The organism is Caldimonas taiwanensis NBRC 104434 (assembly GCF_001592165.1).
GTDB lineage: Bacteria > Pseudomonadota > Gammaproteobacteria > Burkholderiales > Burkholderiaceae_C > Caldimonas > Caldimonas manganoxidans.
Genome location: NZ_BCWK01000011.1, coordinates 20,339 through 40,211, shown reverse-complemented (window position 1 = coordinate 40,211; position 19,873 = coordinate 20,339). Strand labels below are relative to the sequence as shown.

The window sequence follows — 19,873 nt, the reverse complement described above, 5'->3', positions numbered from 1 at the left end:
GCGCCCTACTTGCCGCCGTACTTGGCCAGCAGGTCGCGCGCGTCTTGCAGCAGCGCCTTGCCATTGGCGCCGCGCTTGTCCATGTCGGCCACCCATTCGTCATACAGAGAGGCCGAGGCCGCGATCCAGTGGTCCAGCTCGCTGGCCGGCACGGTATAGAACGTGTTGCCCCGATCGACGGCGGCCTTGCGCCCGGCGGCCTTGCTGTCGTCCCAGATCTGACCAATCTGCTTGGACAGTGCCAAGCCGCTGTTGCGATCGATCACGGCCTTCAGCTCGGGGCTCAGGCTGTCGTATTTCGCCTGGTTCATGCCGAAGATGAACACCGCCGAATACAGCGCCGGCTTGGCCGCATCGGTCTCGGAGTGGAACTTCACCATCTCGTGCAGGCGCAACGAGGGCATCACTTCCCAAGGCAGCAAGAAGCCATCGATCACGCCCTTGCTCACCGCTTCGGGAATGGCCGGCAGCGGCATGCCCACCGGCGTGGCGCCCAGCTTGCTCAGCAGCTTGTTGGTCTGCCGCGTGGGCGCGCGCATCTTCAGGCCCTTGAAGTCGGCCAGCGTGCGCACCGGTCGCTCGCGGGTGTGCACATAGCCCTGGTCATGCACCCACACGGCCAGAATCTTGGTGCCGGGGAATTCCTTCAGCGCATGCTTTTGCAGATAGTCCCAGGCCGCTTGCGCGCCGGACTCGGCCGAACGCGTCATGAACGGCAGCTCGAACACCTCCATCATCGGAAAACGCCCGGCGGTATAGCCCGGCAGGGTGATGATCAAATCTGCCACGCCATCGCGCACCTGGTCCACCAGTTGCGGCGGCGTGCCGCCCAGGGACATGGCCGGGAAGATCTGGCACTTCAAGCGGTTGTTCGAATCCGCCGCGATCTTGTCGCACCACGGCGTGATCACGCGCTGCGAGGCCATGGCCTGGGTGTTCCAGATGTGGTGGAACTTCAGCGTCACTTCCTGGGCCGAGGCGCCGAGCGCGACCATCCAGGCCAGCGCGCTCAGGCCCCAACGTATCGCTCGTTTCATGGGGCGTCTCCGTCGAGAGGAATGAAAGGGAAGCCTTCATCCTAGGCAGCGGCCCCGGCGGCCACACTGGGACAAACCGGGAGAACCGGCCACATCGGTGCGACCAGCGCCCGCGCCAGGCTGCTGCAAAGGGACTCGCAGCGGCCTACAATCATCCGACGATTTTGCCTGCGCCTGCCGTGGATACGCCCACCTTGCCTCGACGCTCCCTCGTGGACGTGGCCGTTGATGCGATGCGCCAACGGCTCGAACGCGGCGTCTGGCGCGTGGGCGAACGCATCCCGATCGAGCCGGAGCTGGCCGCCGAGTTGGGCATGAGCCGCAACACCGTGCGCGAAGCGGTGCGGGTGCTGGCCTACAGCGGGTTGCTGGAAGTGCGCCAAGGCGACGGCACCTATGTGCGCTCGGCGGTGGACACCACCGACATGGCGCATGGCCTGAGCGGCGCGTCCTTGCGCGAGCATCTGGAAGTGCGCGCGATGCTGGAGGTGGAAGCCGCCCGGCTGGCCGCTCAGCGCCGCACCCCCGAGGACTTGGAGCGCATCTTCGCGGCCCTGGCATTGCGCGGCGAACGCCCCGACCGGCGCCGCCGCGAGGTCTTCATCGAGCATGACCTGGCCTTCCACCGGGCCATCGTCGATGCCGCGCACAACCCGGCCCTGGCCAAGCTCTATGGCTTCTTCTCGCGTGCCGTGCGGGCCACGCTCAAGGGCATGATGTCTCGGCCCGATCTGCCCGAGCCCGATTACGCCGCCCATGTGGCCGTGGCCGAAGCCGTCGCCCAGCGCGACCCCGAAGGCGCGGCCCGCGCTGCTCGCGAACTGCTGCAGCCCATTCTCGACGCGCTCGACCCGCTGCCGCCTGCGCCGCCCCCATCCACGCAACGCTGAGCCTTGTCCGCACCGACCCGTCCCGCCGCGTCCCTGGGCCTGCTGATCGCCGGGCTCGTGCTCGTCAGCCTCAATCTGCGCCCGGCGCTGTCCAGCGTCTCGCCGGTGCTGGCCTGGATTCAGGCCAGCCTGGGCCTGTCGGCCACCGCCGCGGGCCTGCTGACCACGTTGCCCGTGCTGTGCCTGGGTCTGTTCGCGCCGCTGGCTCCTCGCCTGGCTGGCCGCTGGGGCAGTGAGCGCACCGTCTTCGTCGTGCTGCTGGTGCTGGCCGCCGGCACGGCCTTGCGGGCCGTGCTGGGCGCCGGCGGGCTGTTCCTCGGCGCTTTGCTGGCCGGGGCCTCCATCGGCATCATCGGCGTGCTGTTGCCCAGCCTGATCAAACGCGATTTCCCGCAGCACATCGGCCCCATGATGGGGCTGTACACCATGGCACTGTGTCTGGGGGCGGCCCTGGCCGCCGGGGCGACGGTGCCGCTCATGCAGGCCTTTGGCGGCAGCTGGCGCGCCGCGCTGGCCGCCTGGGCCGTGCTCGCGCTGATTGCCGCGGCGCTGTGGTGGCCTCAGGTGCGCCAGCCGGCCGGTGCCGCCCCGGCACCGCCGGGCGCGCCGCTGTGGGGCGACCGGCTGGCCTGGGCCGTCACGCTGTACATGGGGCTGCAATCGGCCCTGGCCTATTGTGTGTTCGGCTGGCTGGCCCCCCTCCTGAGCGCCCGCGGCGTGGAGCCCCTGCACGCGGGCCTGGTGGTCTCGGTGTCGGTGCTGGTGCAACTGCTGACCGCCTTCACCGGGCCCTGGCTGGCCATGCGTTGGGGCACCGATCAGCGCCCCACGCTGCTGCTGATGCTGGGGCTGGCGCTGGCCGGCTGGTGGGGCTGTGTGGCCGGCCCGCTGGACGGCCTGTGGCTGTGGGCCGTGCTCCAGGGCCTGGGGCAGGGCGGGCAGTTCAGCGTGGCGCTGCTGCTCATCGTGCTGCGCTCGCCCGATGCCCCCACGGCGGCCAGGCTGTCGGGCATGTCCCAGGGCGTGGGCTACGGCCTGGCCTCGCTGGGCCCCTTGGCCCTGGGCTTCAGCCACGACCTGCTGGGCGATTGGTCGGCCGCCGGACCGCTGTTCACGGCCATCACGCTGGGCGCGGCCGCAGCCGGATGGTTCGCCGCCCAGCACCGCTGGGTCAGCGCCCGCTGAGCCCGCGCCTCAGATGCGTCGGGCCAACGCCTCGGCCAAGCCGGTGTAGTTCGCCGGCGTCATCGCCAGCAGCCGGTCTTTTTCGGCCTGCGGCAACTCCAGCGTCTGGATGAACTGCTGGATGGCCTCGCGCGTGATGGTCTTGCCGCGAGTGAGTTCCTTGAGCCGCTCGTAGGGCTGGGGCAGGCCGTAGCGACGCATCACCGTCTGGATCGGCTCGGCCAGCACTTCCCAGGCGGCCTCGAGGTCGGCTGCCAAAGCCTCGCGGTGGACCTCCAGCTTGCCCAGGCCGCGCGTCAGCGCGTCGTAGCCCAGCACCGCATAGCCCAGGGCCACGCCCATGTTGCGCAGCACGGTCGAATCGGTCAGGTCGCGCTGCCAGCGGCTGATGGGCAGCTTCTGGCTCAGGTGCGTGAGCACCGCATTGGCCAAGCCGAAGTTGCCTTCGGCATTCTCGAAGTCGATCGGATTGACCTTGTGCGGCATGGTCGACGAGCCGATTTCGCCTGCGCGGGTCTTCTGCTTGAAGTACCCCAAGCTGATGTAGCCCCACACATCGCGCGACCAGTCGATCAAGATGGTGTTGGCCCGCGCCACGGCATCGAAGAGCTCGGCCATGTAGTCGTGCGGCTCGATCTGGATGGTGTAGGGGTTGAACACCAGCCCGAGGCGCTGCTCGACCACCTGGCGGCTGAAAGCCTCCCAATCGTGCTCTGGATAGGCCGCCAAGTGCGCGTTGTAGTTGCCCACCGCCCCGTTCATCTTGGCCAAGAGCTTGACCTGGGCGATGCGCTCGCGCGCAGCGCGCAGGCGCGCCACCACGTTGGCCACCTCCTTGCCCACCGTGGTGGGGCTGGCCGTCTGGCCGTGGGTGCGGCTGAGCATGGGCACGTCGGCCAAGCCATGGGCCAGCTCGCGCAAGCTGGCGATGACCCCGTCGAGCGCCGGCAACAGCACCTGCTGCCGGGCGGCCTGCAACATCAGCGCATGACTGGTGTTGTTGATGTCTTCGCTGGTGCAGGCGAAATGCACGAATTCGCTGGCGGCTTGCAGCTCGGGATGGCCTTCGAAGCGCGACTTGAGCCAGTACTCGACCGCCTTCACATCGTGATTGGTGGTCTTTTCGATGTCTTTGATGGCCTGGGCATCGGCCACCGAAAAGCCGCTGACCAGGGCTCGCAGGTAGGCGCGGGCCGCATCGCTCAACGGCTTGAACTCGGCCCAGCCCGCGTCCGACAGCGCGATGAACCACTCGACTTCGACCTGCACGCGGCGGTGCATCAGGCCGAACTCGCTGAGCAGCGGCCGCAGCGCGGCGACCTTGGCGGCATAGCGGCCATCGAGCGGCGACAGGGCAGTCAGGGCAAAGAGGTCCATGGCAGGCAGGCCGAAGAGGCAGGTCGAGGCAAACCCTTGATTTTAGGCGCCGCGTGCACGGGCTGCGGCCGCAGCGCTCGCCGGCCTTGCGCCCAGGGGTCTTGCGAAGCGGCCCAGCGCCTCCCTGTTCGAGGGGGCGCGTCAGCCCACGCCCTCCAGGCGCGCTCGCTAGAATCGCTTGCCAAACACGTCTGACAAGCCCCCCTATGAAACTGATCGGATCGCTGACCAGCCCCTACGTGCGCAAAGTGCGCATCGTGATGGCCGAAAAAAAGCTCGACTATCGCCTGGAACTGGAAGACGTCTGGTCGGCCGACACCCGTATCTCGGCCTCCAACCCTCTGGGCAAGGTGCCTTGCCTGGTGATGGAAGGCGGTGAGGCCGTGTTCGATTCGCGCGTCATCGTCGAATACGTGGACACGCTGTCCCCCGTGGGCCGCTTGATCCCGGCCTCGGGCCGCGAGCGGGTGGAGGTACGCACCTGGGAAGCGCTGGCCGACGGCTTGCTCGACGCCAGCATCGCGGTGCGGTTGGAGCAAACCTGGCCCGGCCGCACCGAGGCGCAACGCAGTCAAGCCTGGATCGATCGCCATCTGGCCAAAGTCCACGCCGCCTTGAAAGCCATGAGCCTGGGCTTGGGTGAGAAGGCCTGGTGCAGCGGCAACCATTTCTCCCTGGCCGACATCGCCACCGGTGTGGCCCTGGGCTATCTCGAGTTCCGCTTCCCCCACATCGACTGGCGAGAGCCTTACCCCAACCTCGCGCGTCTGTACGACAAGCTGGCCCAGCGCCAGAGCTTCATCGACACCGCCCCGCCGACATCCTGAACGCGTGCGCCGCGGGGCCGCACCCCCAGCGCGGTTCTCAGGCCGCCCCCGACAGGCTGGGCCGCGACGACTGGGCCGCCTCGGCGGCCCCAGGCAGCGGGAAACGCAAGTCCACCTGCCAGCCGTTCGGATGGGGCCCCACCTCCAGATGACCACCGAGCAGGGCGGCTCGCTGCTGCATGTTGGCCATGCCCCGCTTGCCGCCTTGCAAACTCAAGAGGCTGGGCGACTGGCCCTCGGCGCGTTGGCTGAGGCCGTTGTCGAGCACGGTCAGACGCAGCTGCTCGCCCTGGCGCGTCAGGGTCAACCACACCACCGTGGCCTGGGCATGCTTGATGACATTGGTGAACGCCTCGCGCACGATGCGCAGCACCTGCAAGGTGTGGCCGGCCGGCAGGTGGGCCTCCATGGCCTGGTCTTGCACGTCCCACACCAATCGGATGCCGGCAGCGCGCAACGAGGGCTCCAAGCGGAAACGCATCTCCGCCAAGGCCTCGCCCAAGCTGTGCTGCTCGGCCTCTAGGGAATCCAGCGTCAAACGCAATTCGGTCAGGCAATCGTCCAGGGCCATGCGCAAGTCCCGCAGGGTCGCGTCAGCGTCGGGCGGCGCCGGCAGCTGGCGCGCCAGCGCGATGGCACTGACCAGCCGGCCCCCCAAGCCGTCGTGCATGTCGCGCAACAGCCGGTCGCGTTCGGCCATCACGGCTTGCTGACGGTCCGATTCGCGGCGCTCTTGGTAGATGCGCTCGAGCTCCTCCTGCTTGGCCTGCAGCGCGGCTTGCAAGTGCCGGTTGAGTTCTCGCTGCGCCGACAGGCTGCGTGCATAGTCTTCGACCAGATGCCACACCATCACCAGGATCAAGGCCAAGACGGCATAGCGTGTCCAGGTGTAAGCCTCGTAGTCTTGCCACAACCGAAACACGATCCAATCGCGCGCCCCGCAGAAGGCCCCGATGACCACGGCCGCCAGCATCAGCCAGGTGGGGTAAGTGCGCCGCTGGAGAGCCAAACGCGCCAAGATCACCGCGGTCCAAAGCGTCACCACCAGGGTCAGCAAGAGCTGGATCGTGCGCAGCAGCGGCAGGTTCAAGGCCGCATTGGCCAAAGACAGCCCGGCGGCCACCGCCACGAACAGCGCGAAGCCGCGCCGCGCCCAGGGCCCATCGCTTTGCCCCAGTCTCAGCAAGAACAAGCCCATGCAGGCGACGAACAAGGAATACGACAGCTCGAAGGCCCAGTGCAACAGCCCCGCCCAAGCGCCCGGATCGTGCACATGCAAGGCGATGACACGCCATGCCCAGATCAAATTGCCCAGACCGAACCAGGCGTACACCGCCTGCCGCGTGCGCCACGCCAGCAACAAGGCCAAGACGCCCAGCGTCGCGCTGGTGCTGCTGAGGACCCACGATCCGCGCACCTGCCAGTCCATGGCCCACTCGTACATCGGCTCCAACGCCGTCGCCGGCCCCACCCGGACGCTGGACAGGCCGGCCTCTCGGCGCGGCTGGCCGATCACGTCGATCACGAGTTCGTTGTCTTGGGGGCGCACCAGGTGGGGCGGCAGTCGAAGCAGATGGGGCTCCTGGCCGTAGTTGGACACGGGCCGCCGGTCCTCGCCCACCGACAGCACCAACTCCCCGTTGAAGGTCACGCGAAAGACATTGCCCACCCGTCGCAGGAAAACTGCCGGCTGATCGCCAGCCAAGGCCGCCGACGGCACGGCCAGGCGATAGCTTACGCGGCCGTCGCGGCGCGGCGCGGAATGCTCCCAGGCATCGGGCAAGGTCACCGGTCGGGGAGGCTGCGCGGGTTGGGTGTGATCGGTCAGCTCGGCATGAATGAGCCGGTGGACCGAAGCCGGTGCGGCCCCACGGGCCAGACCCAGCAGCATCGCGGCCAGGATCAGCACCCATGGCAACCCACCGCGAGCCGCGCGGCGCAGTCGAACCGTCATGGATCAACCGGCCAGGCCCAAGGCCGTGCGTTGTCCCACCTGCAGCTTGGCATAGACGGCACGCACGAGGGTGGCCACCGTGTGCGCCGACATCATCAAGCGCTCACCCACTTCCTCGGCCAAATAGCCCTGCGCCACCAGCCGCAACACGGCATGCTCCGGCGCGGTCAGCTGCAATTCATCCGACGGCGGTGCTGCCGCGCCATCGAAGCCCGAGGGCGTGGGCTCGGCGTGACCGAAGCGCTTGAGCAAGTAGCGGGCGATCGCCGGCGAAATCGGCGACTCGCCGTCGGCCGCGCGGCGCACGGCATGGATCAGATCGCGGTCGGAACAGCCTTTGAGGAAGTAACCATCGGCACCCGATTCGATCGCATGGATCACCTTGGCCTCGTCGCCAAACACCGAATACACCAGGATGTGCGGGCGCCACGGGCCGGCCGACTGGCTGATCTCGCGGATCAGCTCGGTGCCGTCTCCATCGGGCAAGCCCAGATCGGACAGCAGCACGTGCGGGCAACGTCGCGGCAGCTCCTCGCGGGCCACCGACAGGCGGTCGGCGTGACCGACGCAATCGATGCCTTCGGCCTGGGCAAGGGCCTCGAGCACATGCCGCGCAAGCAAAGGGTCATCCTCGACCAGGTAGACGGTGAGCACGGGGGGTCGAAATCGCAAGGGCAGTGTCACGGGATGGTACTGAAGGGGGCGCGCCCGCGGCAGCCCCGCACTTGGGGGGCCACAGCTGCGACAATTCGGCCATGCCCACCACTGCCCCCGCTCCTTTGACCGAAGCCGAGCTCGACCGGCTGGAACACCTGCTCAACGCACTGGCCGAGCACGACGAGGCCGTGCCCGATCTGGAGCAGCTCGACGGCTTCCTCACCGCGCTGGCCTGCGGACCGCAGCGCAGGCCTCTGGACGACGCGTTGCCCGCGCTGCTGGGACCGCAGCCGCCCTTTGCCGATGAAGCCCAGCGTGAGGAGTTTCTTGCTCTGGTGCGTCGGCGCGCTGCCGAGGTGCTGCGCGCGGTCGATGCCCCGGTGCAGCGCCTGGACGACGAACGCGCCTTGAGCCCGCTGTTGACCGACTGGGATGCCGTGCGCGAGCACACGCCCGAGGCCGAACGCGGCACCCCGCAAGACTGGCCGCGCCTGGGGGCGGTGTGGGCCGGCGGCTTTTTGCAATGCGTGGACGCCTTCGAGGACGATTGGCTGCTGCCGGCCGACGACCCGGGCAACGAATTCGTCGATGGCTGCCTGCAGCTGTTCGAGATCCTGGCCAGCGACGAGGCCGACATGCCCCCCGAGGCCCGCGCGATGAGCCCCGACGAGCGCCTGGCCGACGCCTTGTGGGCCGTCTATGACCTGCGTGACTTCTGGCGCGAGCGCGCCTCACGCCAACCGGTGGCCACGGTGCGCAAGCCTGCGCAGCCGGGCCGCAACGCCCCCTGTCCTTGCGGCAGCGGCAAGAAGTACAAGAAGTGCCACGGAGGAGCGGCCAAGTGAACACTGCTCGGGTCGAATCGCCGACGGCGCCCTTGACGACGCCGGGAACTGCGCCGCTGTTCTTGACAGCTGCACCCTGGTGCCACCTGGTCGAGCACTTGCAGCGACTGAGCACTCTGGAGCGTCCGTGTCTGTACATTCCGAACCCGGGCAATGCCGGTGATGCGCTGATTGCTGCGGCCACCTGGCAATTGTTCGACGCGCTCGCGTTGCCGGTGCGCATTGGCCGACGGCAGGACATTCGCGAGGGCGATGTGGTGCTGCTGGGCGGTGGAGGCAATCTCGTCCCGCTCTATAGCGACATGGCGCGCATACTCGAGGCCTGCCTGACCATCGGGGTTCGCGAAACAGTGCTGCTGCCCCACACGGTGCGAGGACATGAAGCCTTGCTGGGCCGGCTTGATGAACGTTTCCATCTGTACTGCCGCGATGCCCCGAGCGTCGTGCACGTGCGTCAGGCGGCACCCCGGGCCCGCGCGTACCAGGCGCCCGACCTTGCGCAGGGACTGTCCCCCTCGGCCCTTCTGGCGCGCCAGCCCCGCGGGGTGGCACAACGCATCAAGGCCCTGTTGCACTGGGCATGGATCCACCGTCTGGGTCGCCAGCTGCGCTGGCACGCCGGATCGGCCGCCTTGCATCCCGACGCGCAGGGCCTGCTGACCGTGTGGCGCAGCGACGAAGAAGCGCGCACGGCGCGCGGGATGGTTCATCATGACCTATCCACACTGTACCGATCCGACTTCCTGGATCGCCTTGAAGTCGAGTGTGTCGCGGGCCGCTTTTTGTCGGTGATCGCACGTGCCAAGGAGGTTCGCACCGATCGTCTTCACGTGGCCATCGGGGCACAGCTGATGGGACGGCGCGCCATCCTCAAGGACAACGTCTACGGCAAGAACTTTGCCGTCGTCCGTGCCTATCCCGAACTGGCGCCGCACATCGAGCTGCTGGAAGAGCCACCGCCCTTTGGCTCATGAGACGGGCTGGCAGCGCTACAGGCGACCCATCGAGATCTTCTTGAGCAGGCGGAAGCGCGCAAGGTGGTACCGCAGCGCAATGACCACGCTACGCGGCAGGCGGCTGGCATGGCGGGACAGGGCGTTGGCCAACAGGTCGTGCTGCACCTGATTGCCAATGCGAATCCGGGCGGCGGTCAAGGCCGTCAAGGGCATCTCGAAGGCCTCGCAGCGCTCGTAGCCTGCCGCCCACAAACTCACCAGGGTCCGCACGCACTTCTCGCAGCGACCGCAGTTCAGGCCGTTGGGCGGCCGGCGCCAGCACACCCTGAGGTGTCGGCGCACCGCCTCATGGTGCGCGAGATAGCCAATCTTCTCGTCGCGATCGTAGCCCCCGCCCTCCGCGCGCACCGGCAGGCTCGGCGAGCCCAACAGCGGGGCGACGATGCTGTTGCTGCCCCAGGGGATGATCTCGTGGTCATAGCTCTCGTCTGCAGCCCAAAGGCCAAGCCCTATCGATGCCTCGCATTGATGCAGCACCGCCGCGATGCCCATGCCAAAGCTCATTTCCCAGTCGACGCTGAACTCGCGCCAGTTGGTGGTGCAAGTCCACAACGGGACCCCAAACGCCGCCAGCAGGCGCTGCGCGTGGTGACGTGCGATGGACCACCAACCGTCATCGTGCAGGGGTACGTCGAAGCCCTGGACGAGCAGCCCTGCCGAAACCGGACGACTGCGATGGCCCAGCAGGCCTTCCATATGGGCTGCCAGGGCAAACGTGGCATCGACGCCGCCGGAGAACATCAGCACCGCTTCATTCGACCCGCTCGGCCGGCCTTCGGCCACGTCGTCCGCATCAATGCGGATCCGTTGGAAGAGGTCTGGCCGCCAGCGCACCCACACATCGACCAGATCTTCCAGGTTCTCGAGGAAAGTCCTGTCCAGCACCCCGCGCACATGCAGGTCGGCGGCGTGCGCCATGGCCCAGGGAAGAGCCGCCACAGCGGCGAAGTTGGCCGTGTGCGGTGCAAGCAAGGGTCGCCCGGCCGTATCGAAGCGCCACCACATCTGCCGCACATGCGTAGAGTGATGCACCTCGACCACGTGGGCGGAATTCTCTCCAGACGCCGCGGCCTGAAGCCGCACCTCCATGCGAGCCCGTCGGACTGGCACAAGTTCGATCATGCGCAGCGCTGCCCCGGGGAGGAATGTCGCCGCAGCCACACCAGCCAGCCCGGCACCGGCTGGCGCTGATCTTCGCGCAAGGCCTGCGGCTGCAGGTCGGTCACCTCGAAGCCGTGCTGGGCGGCCAGCCGCTTCACGTAGCCCGAGGCATGGCCATAGGTGAGGCTGGGACGCAGCGTGAAGTCGCGTGTCTCGTCGCCTTGCTCGGCGGAAAAGGCGAACACGCCTCCAGGCTCGAGCACGCGCCGCACGCCAGCGAACACGCCGGCGAGGTCGCCGATGTAGATGAAGACATCGGCCGCCACGACGAGGTCGTAGCGGCGCTCGGTGGTCTGCAAATGGCTCACCAAGTCGGCCTGGGTCAGCTCGCGGTACAGGCCGCGCTCGCGCGCCTTGGCCACCATGCGTTCGGACAGATCCACCGCATCGACCGCGCCGGCCAGCGCCGCCAGGCGCGGCGCGCACAGGCCAGTGCCGCACCCCAGGTCCAGCGCTTGGCCGAAGCGCTGCCCGGCCAAGGGGGCGAGCAGACGCTGCGGCACGTCATAGTGCAGCACTTCGACCAGATGCTGGTCGAAGTCTTCGGCATAGTCGTCGAACAGGCTTTGCACATAGCCGGTGGGCGCCGCCGGCGGCGGGGCCGAGCGGGCCGCCACCGCGGCCAGGAAGAAGCGCGTGGTCTCGGAGTCATCACCCAGGCGCACCGCGCGCTCGAACGCATCGGCCGCCTCCTCCAGCTGTCCGGCCAAGCGCAAGAGACTGCCGCGCCGGCTCCAGGCCAGCGCCTGGTGGGGGTCGATGGCCAGGCAGCGCTCATAATCGGCCAGCGCCTCGTCATGGCGGTCCAGCTGCAGCAGCACCTCGGCGCGGCACAGCCAGGATTCGGCGGCTTCGGGCTGCACACGCACCAGCTGGTCGAAGCATTGCAAGGCCGCCTCCAGCCGACCCAGCCGGCGGCGCACCACGCCCAGATTGCTCAACGTGGAGGCGCGGCCCGGCACGAGCGCCAGCGAGTCGCTGAAAGCCTGTTCGGCCTGGACCAGCCGGCCGGCCTCCAGATGGGCCAGCCCGTCGAAGAACAGCGCCTTGGCGCGTTCGAACACGTCGCTCATGTCGCGCTCAATCCATCGGCCTTGAACATGGCCTTGATGCCGCGCACCGCCTGGCGGATGCGCGCTTCGTTTTCGATGAGGGCAAAGCGCACATGGTCGTCGCCATGGTCGCCAAAACCGATGCCCGGCGAGACGCAGACCTTGGCGCGCGCCAGCAGCTGTTTGGAAAACTCCAGCGAGCCCAAGGCCCGATAGGGCTCGGGAATGCGCGCCCAGATGTACATCGAGGCCTTGGGGGTGTCCACCGCCCAGCCGGCTTCACGCAGGCCCTTGACCAGCACGTCGCGGCGGCGCTGGTATTGGGCCGCGATGTCTTTGACGCACTGCTGGTCGCCTTCCAAGGCGGCAATGGCGGCCACCTGCACCGGCGTGAAGCTGCCATAGTCGTGGTAGCTCTTGATGCGCGCCAGCGCGGCCACCAGGTCGGCATTGCCCACCATGAAGCCCACACGCCAGCCGGCCATGTTGTAGCTCTTGCTCAGCGTGAAGAACTCCACCGCCACGTCCTTGGCGCCGCGAACCTGCAAGATGGACGGCGCCTTCCAGCCGTCGAAAACGATGTCGGCATAGGCCAGGTCATGCACCACGAGCATGTCGTGCTTCTTGGCCAGCGCGATCACGCGCTCGAAGAAATCCAGCTCCACGCAGTGGGCCGTGGGGTTGCTCGGAAAACCCAGCACCATCATCTTGGGCTTGGGGTAGCTGCCGCGGATGGCGCGTTCCAGCTCGGCAAAGAAGTCCACGCCCGGCACCAGCGGCACCGAGCGGATGTCGGCGCCGGCGATCACCGCGCCGTAGATGTGGATGGGGTAGCTCGGGTCGGGCACGAGCACGGTGTCGCCACGGTCCAGCGTGGCCAGCATCAGGTGAGCCAGCCCCTCCTTGGAGCCGATGGTGACGATGGCCTCGCGCTCCGGGTCGACCTCCACGCCATAGCGGCCCTGGTACCAATGCGCAATGGCGCGGCGCAAGCGAGGAATGCCCTTGGAAGACGAGTAGCCATGCGTGTCGGGCCGCTGGGCCACCTCGGCCAGCTTGGCCACGATGTGCGCCGGCGTGGCCCCATCGGGGTTGCCCATGCTCATGTCGATGATGTCCTCGCCGCGGCGGCGGGCGGCCAGCTTGAGCTCGGCCGTGATGTTGAAGACGTAGGGAGGCAGGCGGTCGATGCGCGCGAAGCGGCGCTGACCTGGCAGGCTGGTCATGAGAAGACTTTCAACGTGAGCGCCCGGAACCGTCCGAGCGACGTGACCGCGCCCGATGCGCGGCTGGGTCGCATCGTAGCACCGCGTCGGGCTGCACCTGCAATGCACTATTGCGCCAATCGAAATGATCGCCCCGAGCGCCCCCTGCACGACACCCCCAGCGGCCCGACAACCCCGATCAATCCTGGCCATTCGCCCGATCGGCCACGCTGCACGCCAGGCCGCACACCGCTGTCGCTTTCTTGACAAACCCGGGCTTGACTCCGGGGTTTTTACCTAGTGGTTAACCCTGGATTTGATTCACTTCGTCCGGCCCGTCGCTTCCCCCGCGACAGCCCGGGGGTCGATGACTCCCGGAACGTCAACCCTTTGATGAGGTTCGTAGACATGAAGAAATCGCTCATCGCGTTGGCCGTGCTCGGCAGCCTGGCTGCTGCGGCACAAGCCCAATCCAGCGTCACCCTGTACGGCCGTGTGGACCTGGGACTGAAGCGTGACATCGGTGATGACACCACCCGTCTGGAGCAAGGCTCGGGCAGCCGCCTGGGCGTGCGCGGCGTCGAAGACCTGGGCGGCGGCCTGAAGGCCCTGTTCAACATCGAGCACCGCTTTACCGCCGACGACGGCGCTGCCAACAGCACCTTCTGGGCTGGCCGCTCGGTGGTGGGCTTGGAAGGCGGCTTCGGCCAGGTCGTGCTCGGCCGTGAGTACACCCCGGCGCGCAACATCGCCAACCGGGCCGATCCGTTCGGCGGCGACACCGTGGGCAAGATGGAGCCCATCCTGTTTGGCGACATCCTGCCCACCCGTCAGAACAACTCCATCACCTACACCTCGCCGGACTTCGGCGGTTTGCGTGGCCAAGTGCAAATCACGGTCGATGAAGTGGCAGGCAACGACAACAAGGCTTTCTACGGCCTGAACCTGACCTACGGCGCCGGCCCGCTGTCGCTGGCCTACGGCTTCGACAAGTCGGGCGTGGATGACGACACCTGGCACCTGGTGACCGCCGGCTACGACTTCGGCGCCTTCCGCCTGATCGGTGCTTATGGCCAGGGCAAGCCCGAAGGCCTGGGCGCTGCGGACAAGCACCGCAGCTACCTGCTGGGCGCCACCGCCCCGCTGGGCGCCGGCGAGCTCAAGCTGGCCTACGGCAAGCTCGAGACAGTCGATCCGGACAGCGATGTGTCCACCAAGTTCGCCGTGGGTTACCACTACGCCCTGTCCAAGCGCACCACGGTGTATGCCGACGTGGCCCACGACCGCGAAGCAACCAATCACAAGACCGGCGTGGACTTCGGCCTGAAGCACAACTTCTGATCCCGCTCCGCTTGCAACTATCTCCTGGGGGGAAAGCCCCCCGCGAGATTTCGGGGGTCCCTGGGCACAGGGCCCCCTTTTTTCATGCGGGCCGGCTTTCGGCTATGGTTCGCTCCATGCTGCGATATCACACCGTCCCCGTCACGCCTTTTCAGCAAAACTGCTCCATCGTCTGGTGCGACGACACCCAACGCGCCGCCATCATCGACCCCGGCGGCGAACTGCCGCGCTTGCGCGCCGAGGTCGAGCGCTTGGGCGTGAGCTTGGAGCAGATCTGGCTCACCCATGCCCACATCGACCACGCCGGCGCGGCCGCCCAGCTCGCGCGTGAAGACGGACTGCCCATCATCGGCCCGCACGAGGGCGATCAGTTCTGGATCGATGCGCTGCCTCAGCAAAGCGCCATGTTCGGCTTTCCGCCCAGTGAGCGCTTCACCCCCACGCGCTGGCTGCACGACGGCGACACCGTGACCCTCGGCCACTGCACGCTGCAGGTGCGTCACTGCCCAGGCCACACGCCGGGCCATGTGGTGTTCTTTTCGCCGCAGGCACGGCGTGCCTTCGTCGGCGACGTGCTCTTTGCCGGCAGCATCGGCCGCACCGACTTTCCCGGCGGAGACTACCGCACACTCATCGAGGCCATCACCCAACGCCTGTGGCCCATGGGCGACGACGTGGTCTTCATCCCCGGCCACGGGCCCGAAAGCAGTTTCGGGCAGGAGCGGCGCACCAATCCTTTCGTGGGTGGCACCTGAGGGTGACGCAAAATCGCAGGCACCGCTGCCACGCAAGGCGTCCTGCCGATGAACACCGCTGAACTGCACCGCAAGATCTTCTTGGCCCTGCTGCTTGGCGTCAGCCTGGCGTTCCTGGCCATCCTGTGGCCGTTCTACGGCGCCGTGTTCTGGGGCGCCATCCTGGCCTTGCTGTTCATGCCGCTGCACCGGCGGCTGTTGCAGCGCATGCCGTCTCGGCCCAACCTGGCCGCGCTGTCCACCCTGGCGCTGTGCCTGTTGATCGTGATCCTGCCGGTGGCCTTGATCACCGCTTCGCTGGTGCGAGAGGCCGCCGTGCTGGTGAACCGGTTGCGCAGCGGCGAGCTCAATTTCGGCCTGTACCTGCAGCACGTGATCGACGTGCTGCCGCCGTGGGTGGCCGAGGGCCTGGACCGCCTCGGCCTGGGCAACGTGGCCGCGGTGCGCGCGCAGCTGGCTTCGGCTGCCACACAGATCAGCCAATTCATCGCCGGCCAAGCCCTGACGGTCGGACAGAACACGGCGCACTTCGTCGTCAGCCTGGGCATCATGCTGTACCTGCTGTTCTTCCTGCTGCGCGACGGCCAGGCGCTGTCGATGCGCATCCGCCAGGCCTTGCCCTTGGACGAAGCCCACAAACGCGATTTGCTGGCCAAGTTCGCCACCGTCATCCGCGCCACGGTCAAAGGCAATGTGGTGGTGGCCCTCACGCAAGGCGCGCTGGGCGGGCTGATCTTTTGGGTCCTGGGCATCCAAGGCCCGGTGCTGTGGGCCACCTTGATGGCGTTTTTGTCCCTCTTGCCCGCCGTGGGCGCGGGCTTGATTTGGGGCCCCGTGGCGATCTACTTCTTGGCCACTGGCGCGTTCTTCAAGGCATTGATCCTGATCGCTTTCGGCGTGTTCGTCATCGGCCTGGTCGACAACCTGCTGCGCCCCATCCTGGTCGGCAAGGACACCAAGCTGCCCGACTACCTGGTGCTGATCTCCACCTTGGGCGGCATGTCGCTGTTTGGCATCAACGGCTTTGTGATCGGGCCGCTGATCGCCGCGCTGTTCGTGGCCAGTTGGGACTTGTTCGCCGCGCGCGCCAGCCACACCGACCGGGCCGACGGCAAGGACTGAGCACGCCCGGCCGGATCAGGCCGGATCGAAGCGCCGCGGCGGGCGCGGTGCACGCTCATACAAGGGCATCACCCGAGGCAGCACCGATTCGATCTCGCGGATGCGGGTGTCGCCCGCCGGATGGGTGGACAGGAACTGCGGCGGCGCGCCTGGGCTGGCTTGCATCATCTTGTTCCACAGGCTCACGCCGGCGCGCGGGTCATAGCCGGTGCGGGCCCCCAGCTCCAGGCCGACGAGGTCGGCCTCGGTCTCGTTCTCGCGGCTGAACTTCAGCGTCAGCAGTTGGGCGCCCATGTTCAGCACCAGGTCGCCCACATTGCCCAGCCCCAGCAGGCTGGACAGCAGGCCCGCGCCCAGCCGGGTGGCTGCCGTCTTGCCCATGCGCTCGCGGGCATGCTCGCGCAGGGCATGGGCCATCTCGTGGCCCATGATCATCGCCACCTCGTCGTCGGTCAGCTTCAACCGTTGCAGGATGCCGGTGTAAAAGGCGATCTTCCCACCCGGCATGCAAAACGCATTGATCTGCTTGGAGCCGATCAGGTTGACTTCCCACTGCCACTGGCGCGAACGCGGATTCCACGTCAGCGCATGCGGGATCATGCGCTCGGCGATGAAGCGCAGCCGCACGAGCTGCGGGTGGGACGGACCGGCCAAGGCCTGCTGAGCCTGGGCTTCGCGCAGCATCTGACGATACTGTTGCGCGGCCGCCTGCTCGATGTGCTCGGCCGGCACCAGGCGGGTGAAGCCCGAAGTGCCGCCCACGTCCACGCCATCGCGCTGAGCCTGGGCAGGCCATGTCGCGCTCAGCCCGGCGGCCACGAGGGCCCCGGTGAACCACCGCCGCCCGGGCTGCGCTGGCGCCAAGCGCCCCGGTGCACAGGCTGCCACGGCGGCCATGGCCTGGCACAACGCGCAGCCGGCGCGTTCATCGTCGAGGACCGAATGCCGATCGTCGTCCCTGCGCATCACACCTCCTGACGCTCTTGTCGTACCAACATCGCTCGCACCGCACCCAGCAACAGATAGGCCGGGAACGACAGCCAAAACGTCAAAAAGAAGTAGGCGGCATACCCCATCTCCTGCGCGCCGATGCCGCCGGCCCACCCGGCCACGGCGCGGCTGAAGGCGAAGATGGACGACAGGATCGCATATTCCGTGGTGGCCTTGGCGCGGCTGGTGATGGCCATCAAAAAGGCCAGAAACGCCCCGGTGCCCAGCCCGCCGGTGAAGCTCTCCAGGGCGCTGGCCGCATACACCGACAGCTGCTGCGGCCCCAAGCTCAGCATCCCCCCTCCGAACGGCAAGGCCAGCACCTCGCCGCCCGGGGGCAACACCTGCTGCCCCCAAGCCGCCGCCGCATAGCCCAAGTTCGACAAGGCCTGCCACAAGCCCAGCACCCACAGCCCGCGGAACACACCCACGCGGTCCACATACCAACCGCCCACCAACCCACCGGCGATCGACAGCACCAACCCCAAATTCACACTGATGAGGCCGATTTCTTGATTCGAAAACCCGCTGTCCACCCAAAACGGCTTGACCATGAAGCCCATGGCTGCATCGCCCAGCTTGAACAGCAGGATGAACAGCAAGATCGTCACCATGCCGCGGCGCGACAGCAACTCCACCCAGGCCCCGAAGACCGGGCCATTGCGCATCAGGGCGGCCCGCGGCCCGTGGGCCGCCACCACCATCAGGCCGGCCCCAGCAAACATCAGGCTCACCGGGATCGCGCCACGGAACCACCAGCGGCCGCTGACGGCCACGATGGCATTCCAATCGGCCAAACGGGCCAGCGGCCCCAGCACCGGCCACAGCAAGCCGGCCATCACCAGCGCCAACGCCAGCGCCCACAGCGGCTGCTCGCGCAGCAAGCGCAGCTCCGCGACCACACTGCCGGGCGGCGTGCCCGGACGGGCCGGCTCGCGCGGCGCCAACAGCACGATCAGCCCGTTGACCAAGAATACGGCCGCCCCCAGCAAGTAGGCCATCGACCAACCGAACCAACCCGACACCATCAGCAGCACGCCCGCCGTGAGCATGCCCACGCGATAAAAGCCGATGCGAAAGCCGTTGGCCAGGCCGTACTCCTTGCGCGTGAGCAGCTCGATGGTGTAGCCATCGGTGGCGATGTCATTGGTGGCCGACAACATCGTGAACGCACCGATGGCCACCCACACCCAAGGCCCGAAGCCCAGTTCGCTGGCGAACAGGCCCATCACCGCGGCCATGCCGAAGTTCGCGCCGGCCACCCACCAGCGATGGCGGCGCACCCAGTCCACTGCCGGCGCCCACAGGAATTTCACGGTCCAGGCCAGGCCCAGCAGGCTGAGCAGGCCGATGTCGGCCAAATTGACGCCCTGCTGGCGGAAATGCACCGGAAAAATGTCGTAGAACACCCCCAGCGGCAGCCCTTCCGAGAAGTACAGCAACGCCACCCAAAAGAGCTTGCGTCGATACACGGGGGGAGGGGGCGTGCCGGCGGTCGGGGGGGAATCGGTCATGCAGACATTCTAGGGAGGGCCGATCGCCCGCTCAGCGACGATTCACCAGCCAGATCCCCAGCGCCACGCCGACCAAGGCCAGCGCCAAGCGCAACGTGATCGCCTCGCCCAGCAGCAGCCATCCCATCAGCAAACCGAACAATGGCGTGAGAAAGGTGAACGAGGCCAGCCGCGTGGCCGGGTAGTGGCGCATCAGCCAAAACCACACCAGATAGCTTGCGAAGGCCACGACGACGGCCTGGAACAACATCGAGCCCCACAGCATCGGGCTGCTCCAAGCCCACGCCCAGGACTCGCCGGCCAGGGGTGACAGCGCCATCAGCGCCACGCCCGAGACGGCCAACTGATAGAACAACGTCTTCTCCGGCGCGGCCGTGCTCAGGCGCGTGGCACGGATGGCCAGCGTCGTGGCCCCCCACAGCAGGGCTGCCAACATCGCCAGCGCATCGCCCAGCCACTGCGTGGACCCCGCCGGAGCGGCCGCACCGCTGAACCCCTCGCTGAAGGCCAACGCCACCGCCGCAAAACCCAAGCCCAGGCCGGCCACCTGGCGCATCGACAAACGCTCCGCCGCGCTGATGAAAGGCATGCCGGCGGCCACCACGAAAGGCGACAGGTACAGCAACACCACCAGCCGCGAGGCCGCCGTGTGGCCCAGGCCGATGTAGATGCAAACGAACTCCGCGGCAAACAGCGAGCCCGCCAGCAGCCCGGGCCACCAGGTTCCATCGCGCGAGAACAGCGCAATGCCGCGCCACGAGGCCCAGGCCCACAACCACAAGGCCGCAATGCCAGAACGCAACCCCGCTTGAGCGATCGGCGGCATCAGCGGCAGCGTGACCTTCACGACGATCTGCTGCAGCCCCCACAACAGACAGCAGCCCAGCAGCAGCGTGACGGCACGGGAATCGAGATGGGCGCGGCGTTCAATCATCCGATGATTGT

General features: G+C 67.6%; 18 protein-coding genes. 8 read left to right on the top strand and 10 right to left on the bottom strand.

Annotation, left to right across the window (positions count from 1 at the left end):
- Positions 1 to 5 precede the first annotated feature (5 nt).
- Positions 6 to 1,037 (bottom strand): TRAP transporter substrate-binding protein, encoded by a 1,032-nt coding sequence (locus tag CTA01S_RS10745; protein WP_062195445.1) that lies wholly within the window; start codon positions 1,035 to 1,037, stop codon positions 6 to 8.
- 194 nt (positions 1,038 to 1,231) lie between these two features.
- On the opposite strand from CTA01S_RS10745, the gene CTA01S_RS10740 reads away from it, so the two are divergent.
- Both CTA01S_RS10740 and CTA01S_RS10735 read left to right on the top strand, forming a co-directional pair.
- Positions 1,232 to 1,927 (top strand): FadR/GntR family transcriptional regulator, encoded by a 696-nt coding sequence (locus CTA01S_RS10740; RefSeq protein ID WP_232301048.1) that lies wholly within the window; start codon positions 1,232 to 1,234, stop codon positions 1,925 to 1,927.
- 3 nt (positions 1,928 to 1,930) lie between these two features.
- Positions 1,931 to 3,112: an MFS transporter gene (locus CTA01S_RS10735; RefSeq protein ID WP_232301047.1), complete on the top strand. Its 1,182-nt coding sequence runs from the start codon at positions 1,931 to 1,933 to the stop codon at positions 3,110 to 3,112.
- Between the two features lie 9 nt (positions 3,113 to 3,121).
- Here CTA01S_RS10735 and purB read toward each other — a convergent pair whose 3' ends face one another.
- A complete protein-coding gene (gene purB, locus CTA01S_RS10730) occupies positions 3,122 to 4,489 on the bottom strand; it encodes an adenylosuccinate lyase (RefSeq protein WP_019560510.1) in 1,368 nt (455 codons plus the stop codon).
- Between the two features lie 206 nt (positions 4,490 to 4,695).
- Between purB and CTA01S_RS10725 the strand changes: the two genes are divergently transcribed.
- Positions 4,696 to 5,316, top strand: a complete 621-nt coding sequence (locus tag CTA01S_RS10725) for a glutathione S-transferase family protein (RefSeq protein ID WP_062195444.1) — start codon at positions 4,696 to 4,698, stop codon at positions 5,314 to 5,316.
- Between the two features lie 37 nt (positions 5,317 to 5,353).
- Here CTA01S_RS10725 and CTA01S_RS10720 read toward each other — a convergent pair whose 3' ends face one another.
- A complete protein-coding gene (locus CTA01S_RS10720; protein ID WP_157451353.1) occupies positions 5,354 to 7,270 on the bottom strand; it encodes a sensor histidine kinase in 1,917 nt (638 codons plus the stop codon).
- A gap of 3 nt (positions 7,271 to 7,273) precedes the next feature.
- Positions 7,274 to 7,924, bottom strand: coding sequence for a response regulator transcription factor (locus CTA01S_RS10715; RefSeq protein ID WP_019560513.1), 651 nt, complete (start codon positions 7,922 to 7,924; stop codon positions 7,274 to 7,276).
- 101 nt (positions 7,925 to 8,025) lie between these two features.
- Here CTA01S_RS10715 and CTA01S_RS10710 point away from each other — a divergent pair, with 101 nt between their 5' ends.
- Together CTA01S_RS10710 and CTA01S_RS10705 are read left to right on the top strand one after the other, a co-directional pair.
- Entirely contained in the window at positions 8,026 to 8,772 is a 747-nt protein-coding gene (locus CTA01S_RS10710) for a UPF0149 family protein (protein ID WP_062195442.1), read from the top strand.
- A complete protein-coding gene (locus CTA01S_RS10705; RefSeq protein WP_062195439.1) occupies positions 8,769 to 9,746 on the top strand; it encodes a polysaccharide pyruvyl transferase family protein in 978 nt (325 codons plus the stop codon). The genes CTA01S_RS10710 and CTA01S_RS10705 overlap by 4 nt, the downstream gene beginning before the upstream one ends.
- A gap of 15 nt (positions 9,747 to 9,761) precedes the next feature.
- On the opposite strand, the gene CTA01S_RS10700 is transcribed toward CTA01S_RS10705, so the two are convergent.
- The 3 genes from CTA01S_RS10700 to alaC are packed head-to-tail and all read right to left on the bottom strand — an operon-like array spanning position 9,762 to position 13,227.
- Entirely contained in the window at positions 9,762 to 10,910 is a 1,149-nt protein-coding gene (locus CTA01S_RS10700) for an adenine nucleotide alpha hydrolase family protein (protein WP_157451351.1), read from the bottom strand.
- Positions 10,907 to 12,022, bottom strand: a complete 1,116-nt coding sequence (locus CTA01S_RS10695; protein ID WP_062195430.1) for a tetratricopeptide repeat protein — start codon at positions 12,020 to 12,022, stop codon at positions 10,907 to 10,909. The genes CTA01S_RS10700 and CTA01S_RS10695 overlap by 4 nt, the downstream gene beginning before the upstream one ends.
- Entirely contained in the window at positions 12,019 to 13,227 is a 1,209-nt protein-coding gene (gene alaC, locus CTA01S_RS10690) for an alanine transaminase (RefSeq protein WP_062195427.1), read from the bottom strand. Before alaC ends, CTA01S_RS10695 begins: the two co-directional genes overlap by 4 nt.
- A 387-nt stretch (positions 13,228 to 13,614) precedes the next feature.
- Here alaC and CTA01S_RS10685 point away from each other — a divergent pair, with 387 nt between their 5' ends.
- The 3 genes from CTA01S_RS10685 to CTA01S_RS10675 all read left to right on the top strand — a co-directional run bounded on the left by CTA01S_RS10685 (position 13,615) and on the right by CTA01S_RS10675 (position 16,424).
- On the top strand, positions 13,615 to 14,547 hold the full coding sequence (locus CTA01S_RS10685) for a porin (protein ID WP_062195424.1): 933 nt from the start codon (positions 13,615 to 13,617) through the stop codon (positions 14,545 to 14,547).
- A 116-nt stretch (positions 14,548 to 14,663) separates the two neighbouring features.
- Positions 14,664 to 15,302: an MBL fold metallo-hydrolase gene (locus CTA01S_RS10680; RefSeq protein WP_019562091.1), complete on the top strand. Its 639-nt coding sequence runs from the start codon at positions 14,664 to 14,666 to the stop codon at positions 15,300 to 15,302.
- A gap of 48 nt (positions 15,303 to 15,350) precedes the next feature.
- Positions 15,351 to 16,424: an AI-2E family transporter gene (locus CTA01S_RS10675; protein ID WP_062195422.1), complete on the top strand. Its 1,074-nt coding sequence runs from the start codon at positions 15,351 to 15,353 to the stop codon at positions 16,422 to 16,424.
- Positions 16,425 to 16,439: 15 nt separating this feature from the next.
- On the opposite strand, the gene CTA01S_RS10670 is transcribed toward CTA01S_RS10675, so the two are convergent.
- Genes CTA01S_RS10670 through CTA01S_RS10660 form a run of 3 tightly spaced genes read right to left on the bottom strand, consistent with a single transcriptional unit; the run spans position 16,440 to position 19,862 of the window.
- Entirely contained in the window at positions 16,440 to 17,390 is a 951-nt protein-coding gene (locus tag CTA01S_RS10670) for a M48 family metallopeptidase (protein ID WP_019562089.1), read from the bottom strand.
- Positions 17,390 to 18,928: an MFS transporter gene (locus tag CTA01S_RS10665; protein ID WP_062195419.1), complete on the bottom strand. Its 1,539-nt coding sequence runs from the start codon at positions 18,926 to 18,928 to the stop codon at positions 17,390 to 17,392. The genes CTA01S_RS10670 and CTA01S_RS10665 overlap by 1 nt, the downstream gene beginning before the upstream one ends.
- Positions 18,929 to 18,959: 31 nt before the next feature.
- Entirely contained in the window at positions 18,960 to 19,862 is a 903-nt protein-coding gene (locus tag CTA01S_RS10660; RefSeq protein ID WP_062195417.1) for a DMT family transporter, read from the bottom strand.
- Between the last annotated feature and the right edge of the window lie 11 nt (positions 19,863 to 19,873).

Bases quoted from the DNA above. Each gene is read 5' to 3' on its own strand.
- CTA01S_RS10745 (WP_062195445.1), bottom strand. From the start codon at position 1,037: ATGAAACGAGCGATACGTTGGGGCCTGAGCGCGCTGGCCTGGATGGTC.
- purB (WP_019560510.1), bottom strand. From the start codon at position 4,489: ATGGACCTCTTTGCCCTGACTGCCCTGTCGCCGCTCGATGGCCGCTAT.
- CTA01S_RS10725 (WP_062195444.1), top strand. From the start codon at position 4,696: ATGAAACTGATCGGATCGCTGACCAGCCCCTACGTGCGCAAAGTGCGC.
- CTA01S_RS10720 (WP_157451353.1), bottom strand. From the start codon at position 7,270: ATGACGGTTCGACTGCGCCGCGCGGCTCGCGGTGGGTTGCCATGGGTG.
- CTA01S_RS10710 (WP_062195442.1), top strand. From the start codon at position 8,026: ATGCCCACCACTGCCCCCGCTCCTTTGACCGAAGCCGAGCTCGACCGG.
- CTA01S_RS10700 (WP_157451351.1), bottom strand. From the start codon at position 10,910: ATGATCGAACTTGTGCCAGTCCGACGGGCTCGCATGGAGGTGCGGCTT.
- CTA01S_RS10695 (WP_062195430.1), bottom strand. From the start codon at position 12,022: ATGAGCGACGTGTTCGAACGCGCCAAGGCGCTGTTCTTCGACGGGCTG.
- alaC (WP_062195427.1), bottom strand. From the start codon at position 13,227: ATGACCAGCCTGCCAGGTCAGCGCCGCTTCGCGCGCATCGACCGCCTG.
- CTA01S_RS10685 (WP_062195424.1), top strand. From the start codon at position 13,615: ATGAAGAAATCGCTCATCGCGTTGGCCGTGCTCGGCAGCCTGGCTGCT.
- CTA01S_RS10680 (WP_019562091.1), top strand. From the start codon at position 14,664: ATGCTGCGATATCACACCGTCCCCGTCACGCCTTTTCAGCAAAACTGC.
- CTA01S_RS10675 (WP_062195422.1), top strand. From the start codon at position 15,351: ATGAACACCGCTGAACTGCACCGCAAGATCTTCTTGGCCCTGCTGCTT.
- CTA01S_RS10670 (WP_019562089.1), bottom strand. From the start codon at position 17,390: ATGCGCAGGGACGACGATCGGCATTCGGTCCTCGACGATGAACGCGCC.
- CTA01S_RS10665 (WP_062195419.1), bottom strand. From the start codon at position 18,928: ATGACCGATTCCCCCCCGACCGCCGGCACGCCCCCTCCCCCCGTGTAT.
- CTA01S_RS10660 (WP_062195417.1), bottom strand. From the start codon at position 19,862: ATGATTGAACGCCGCGCCCATCTCGATTCCCGTGCCGTCACGCTGCTG.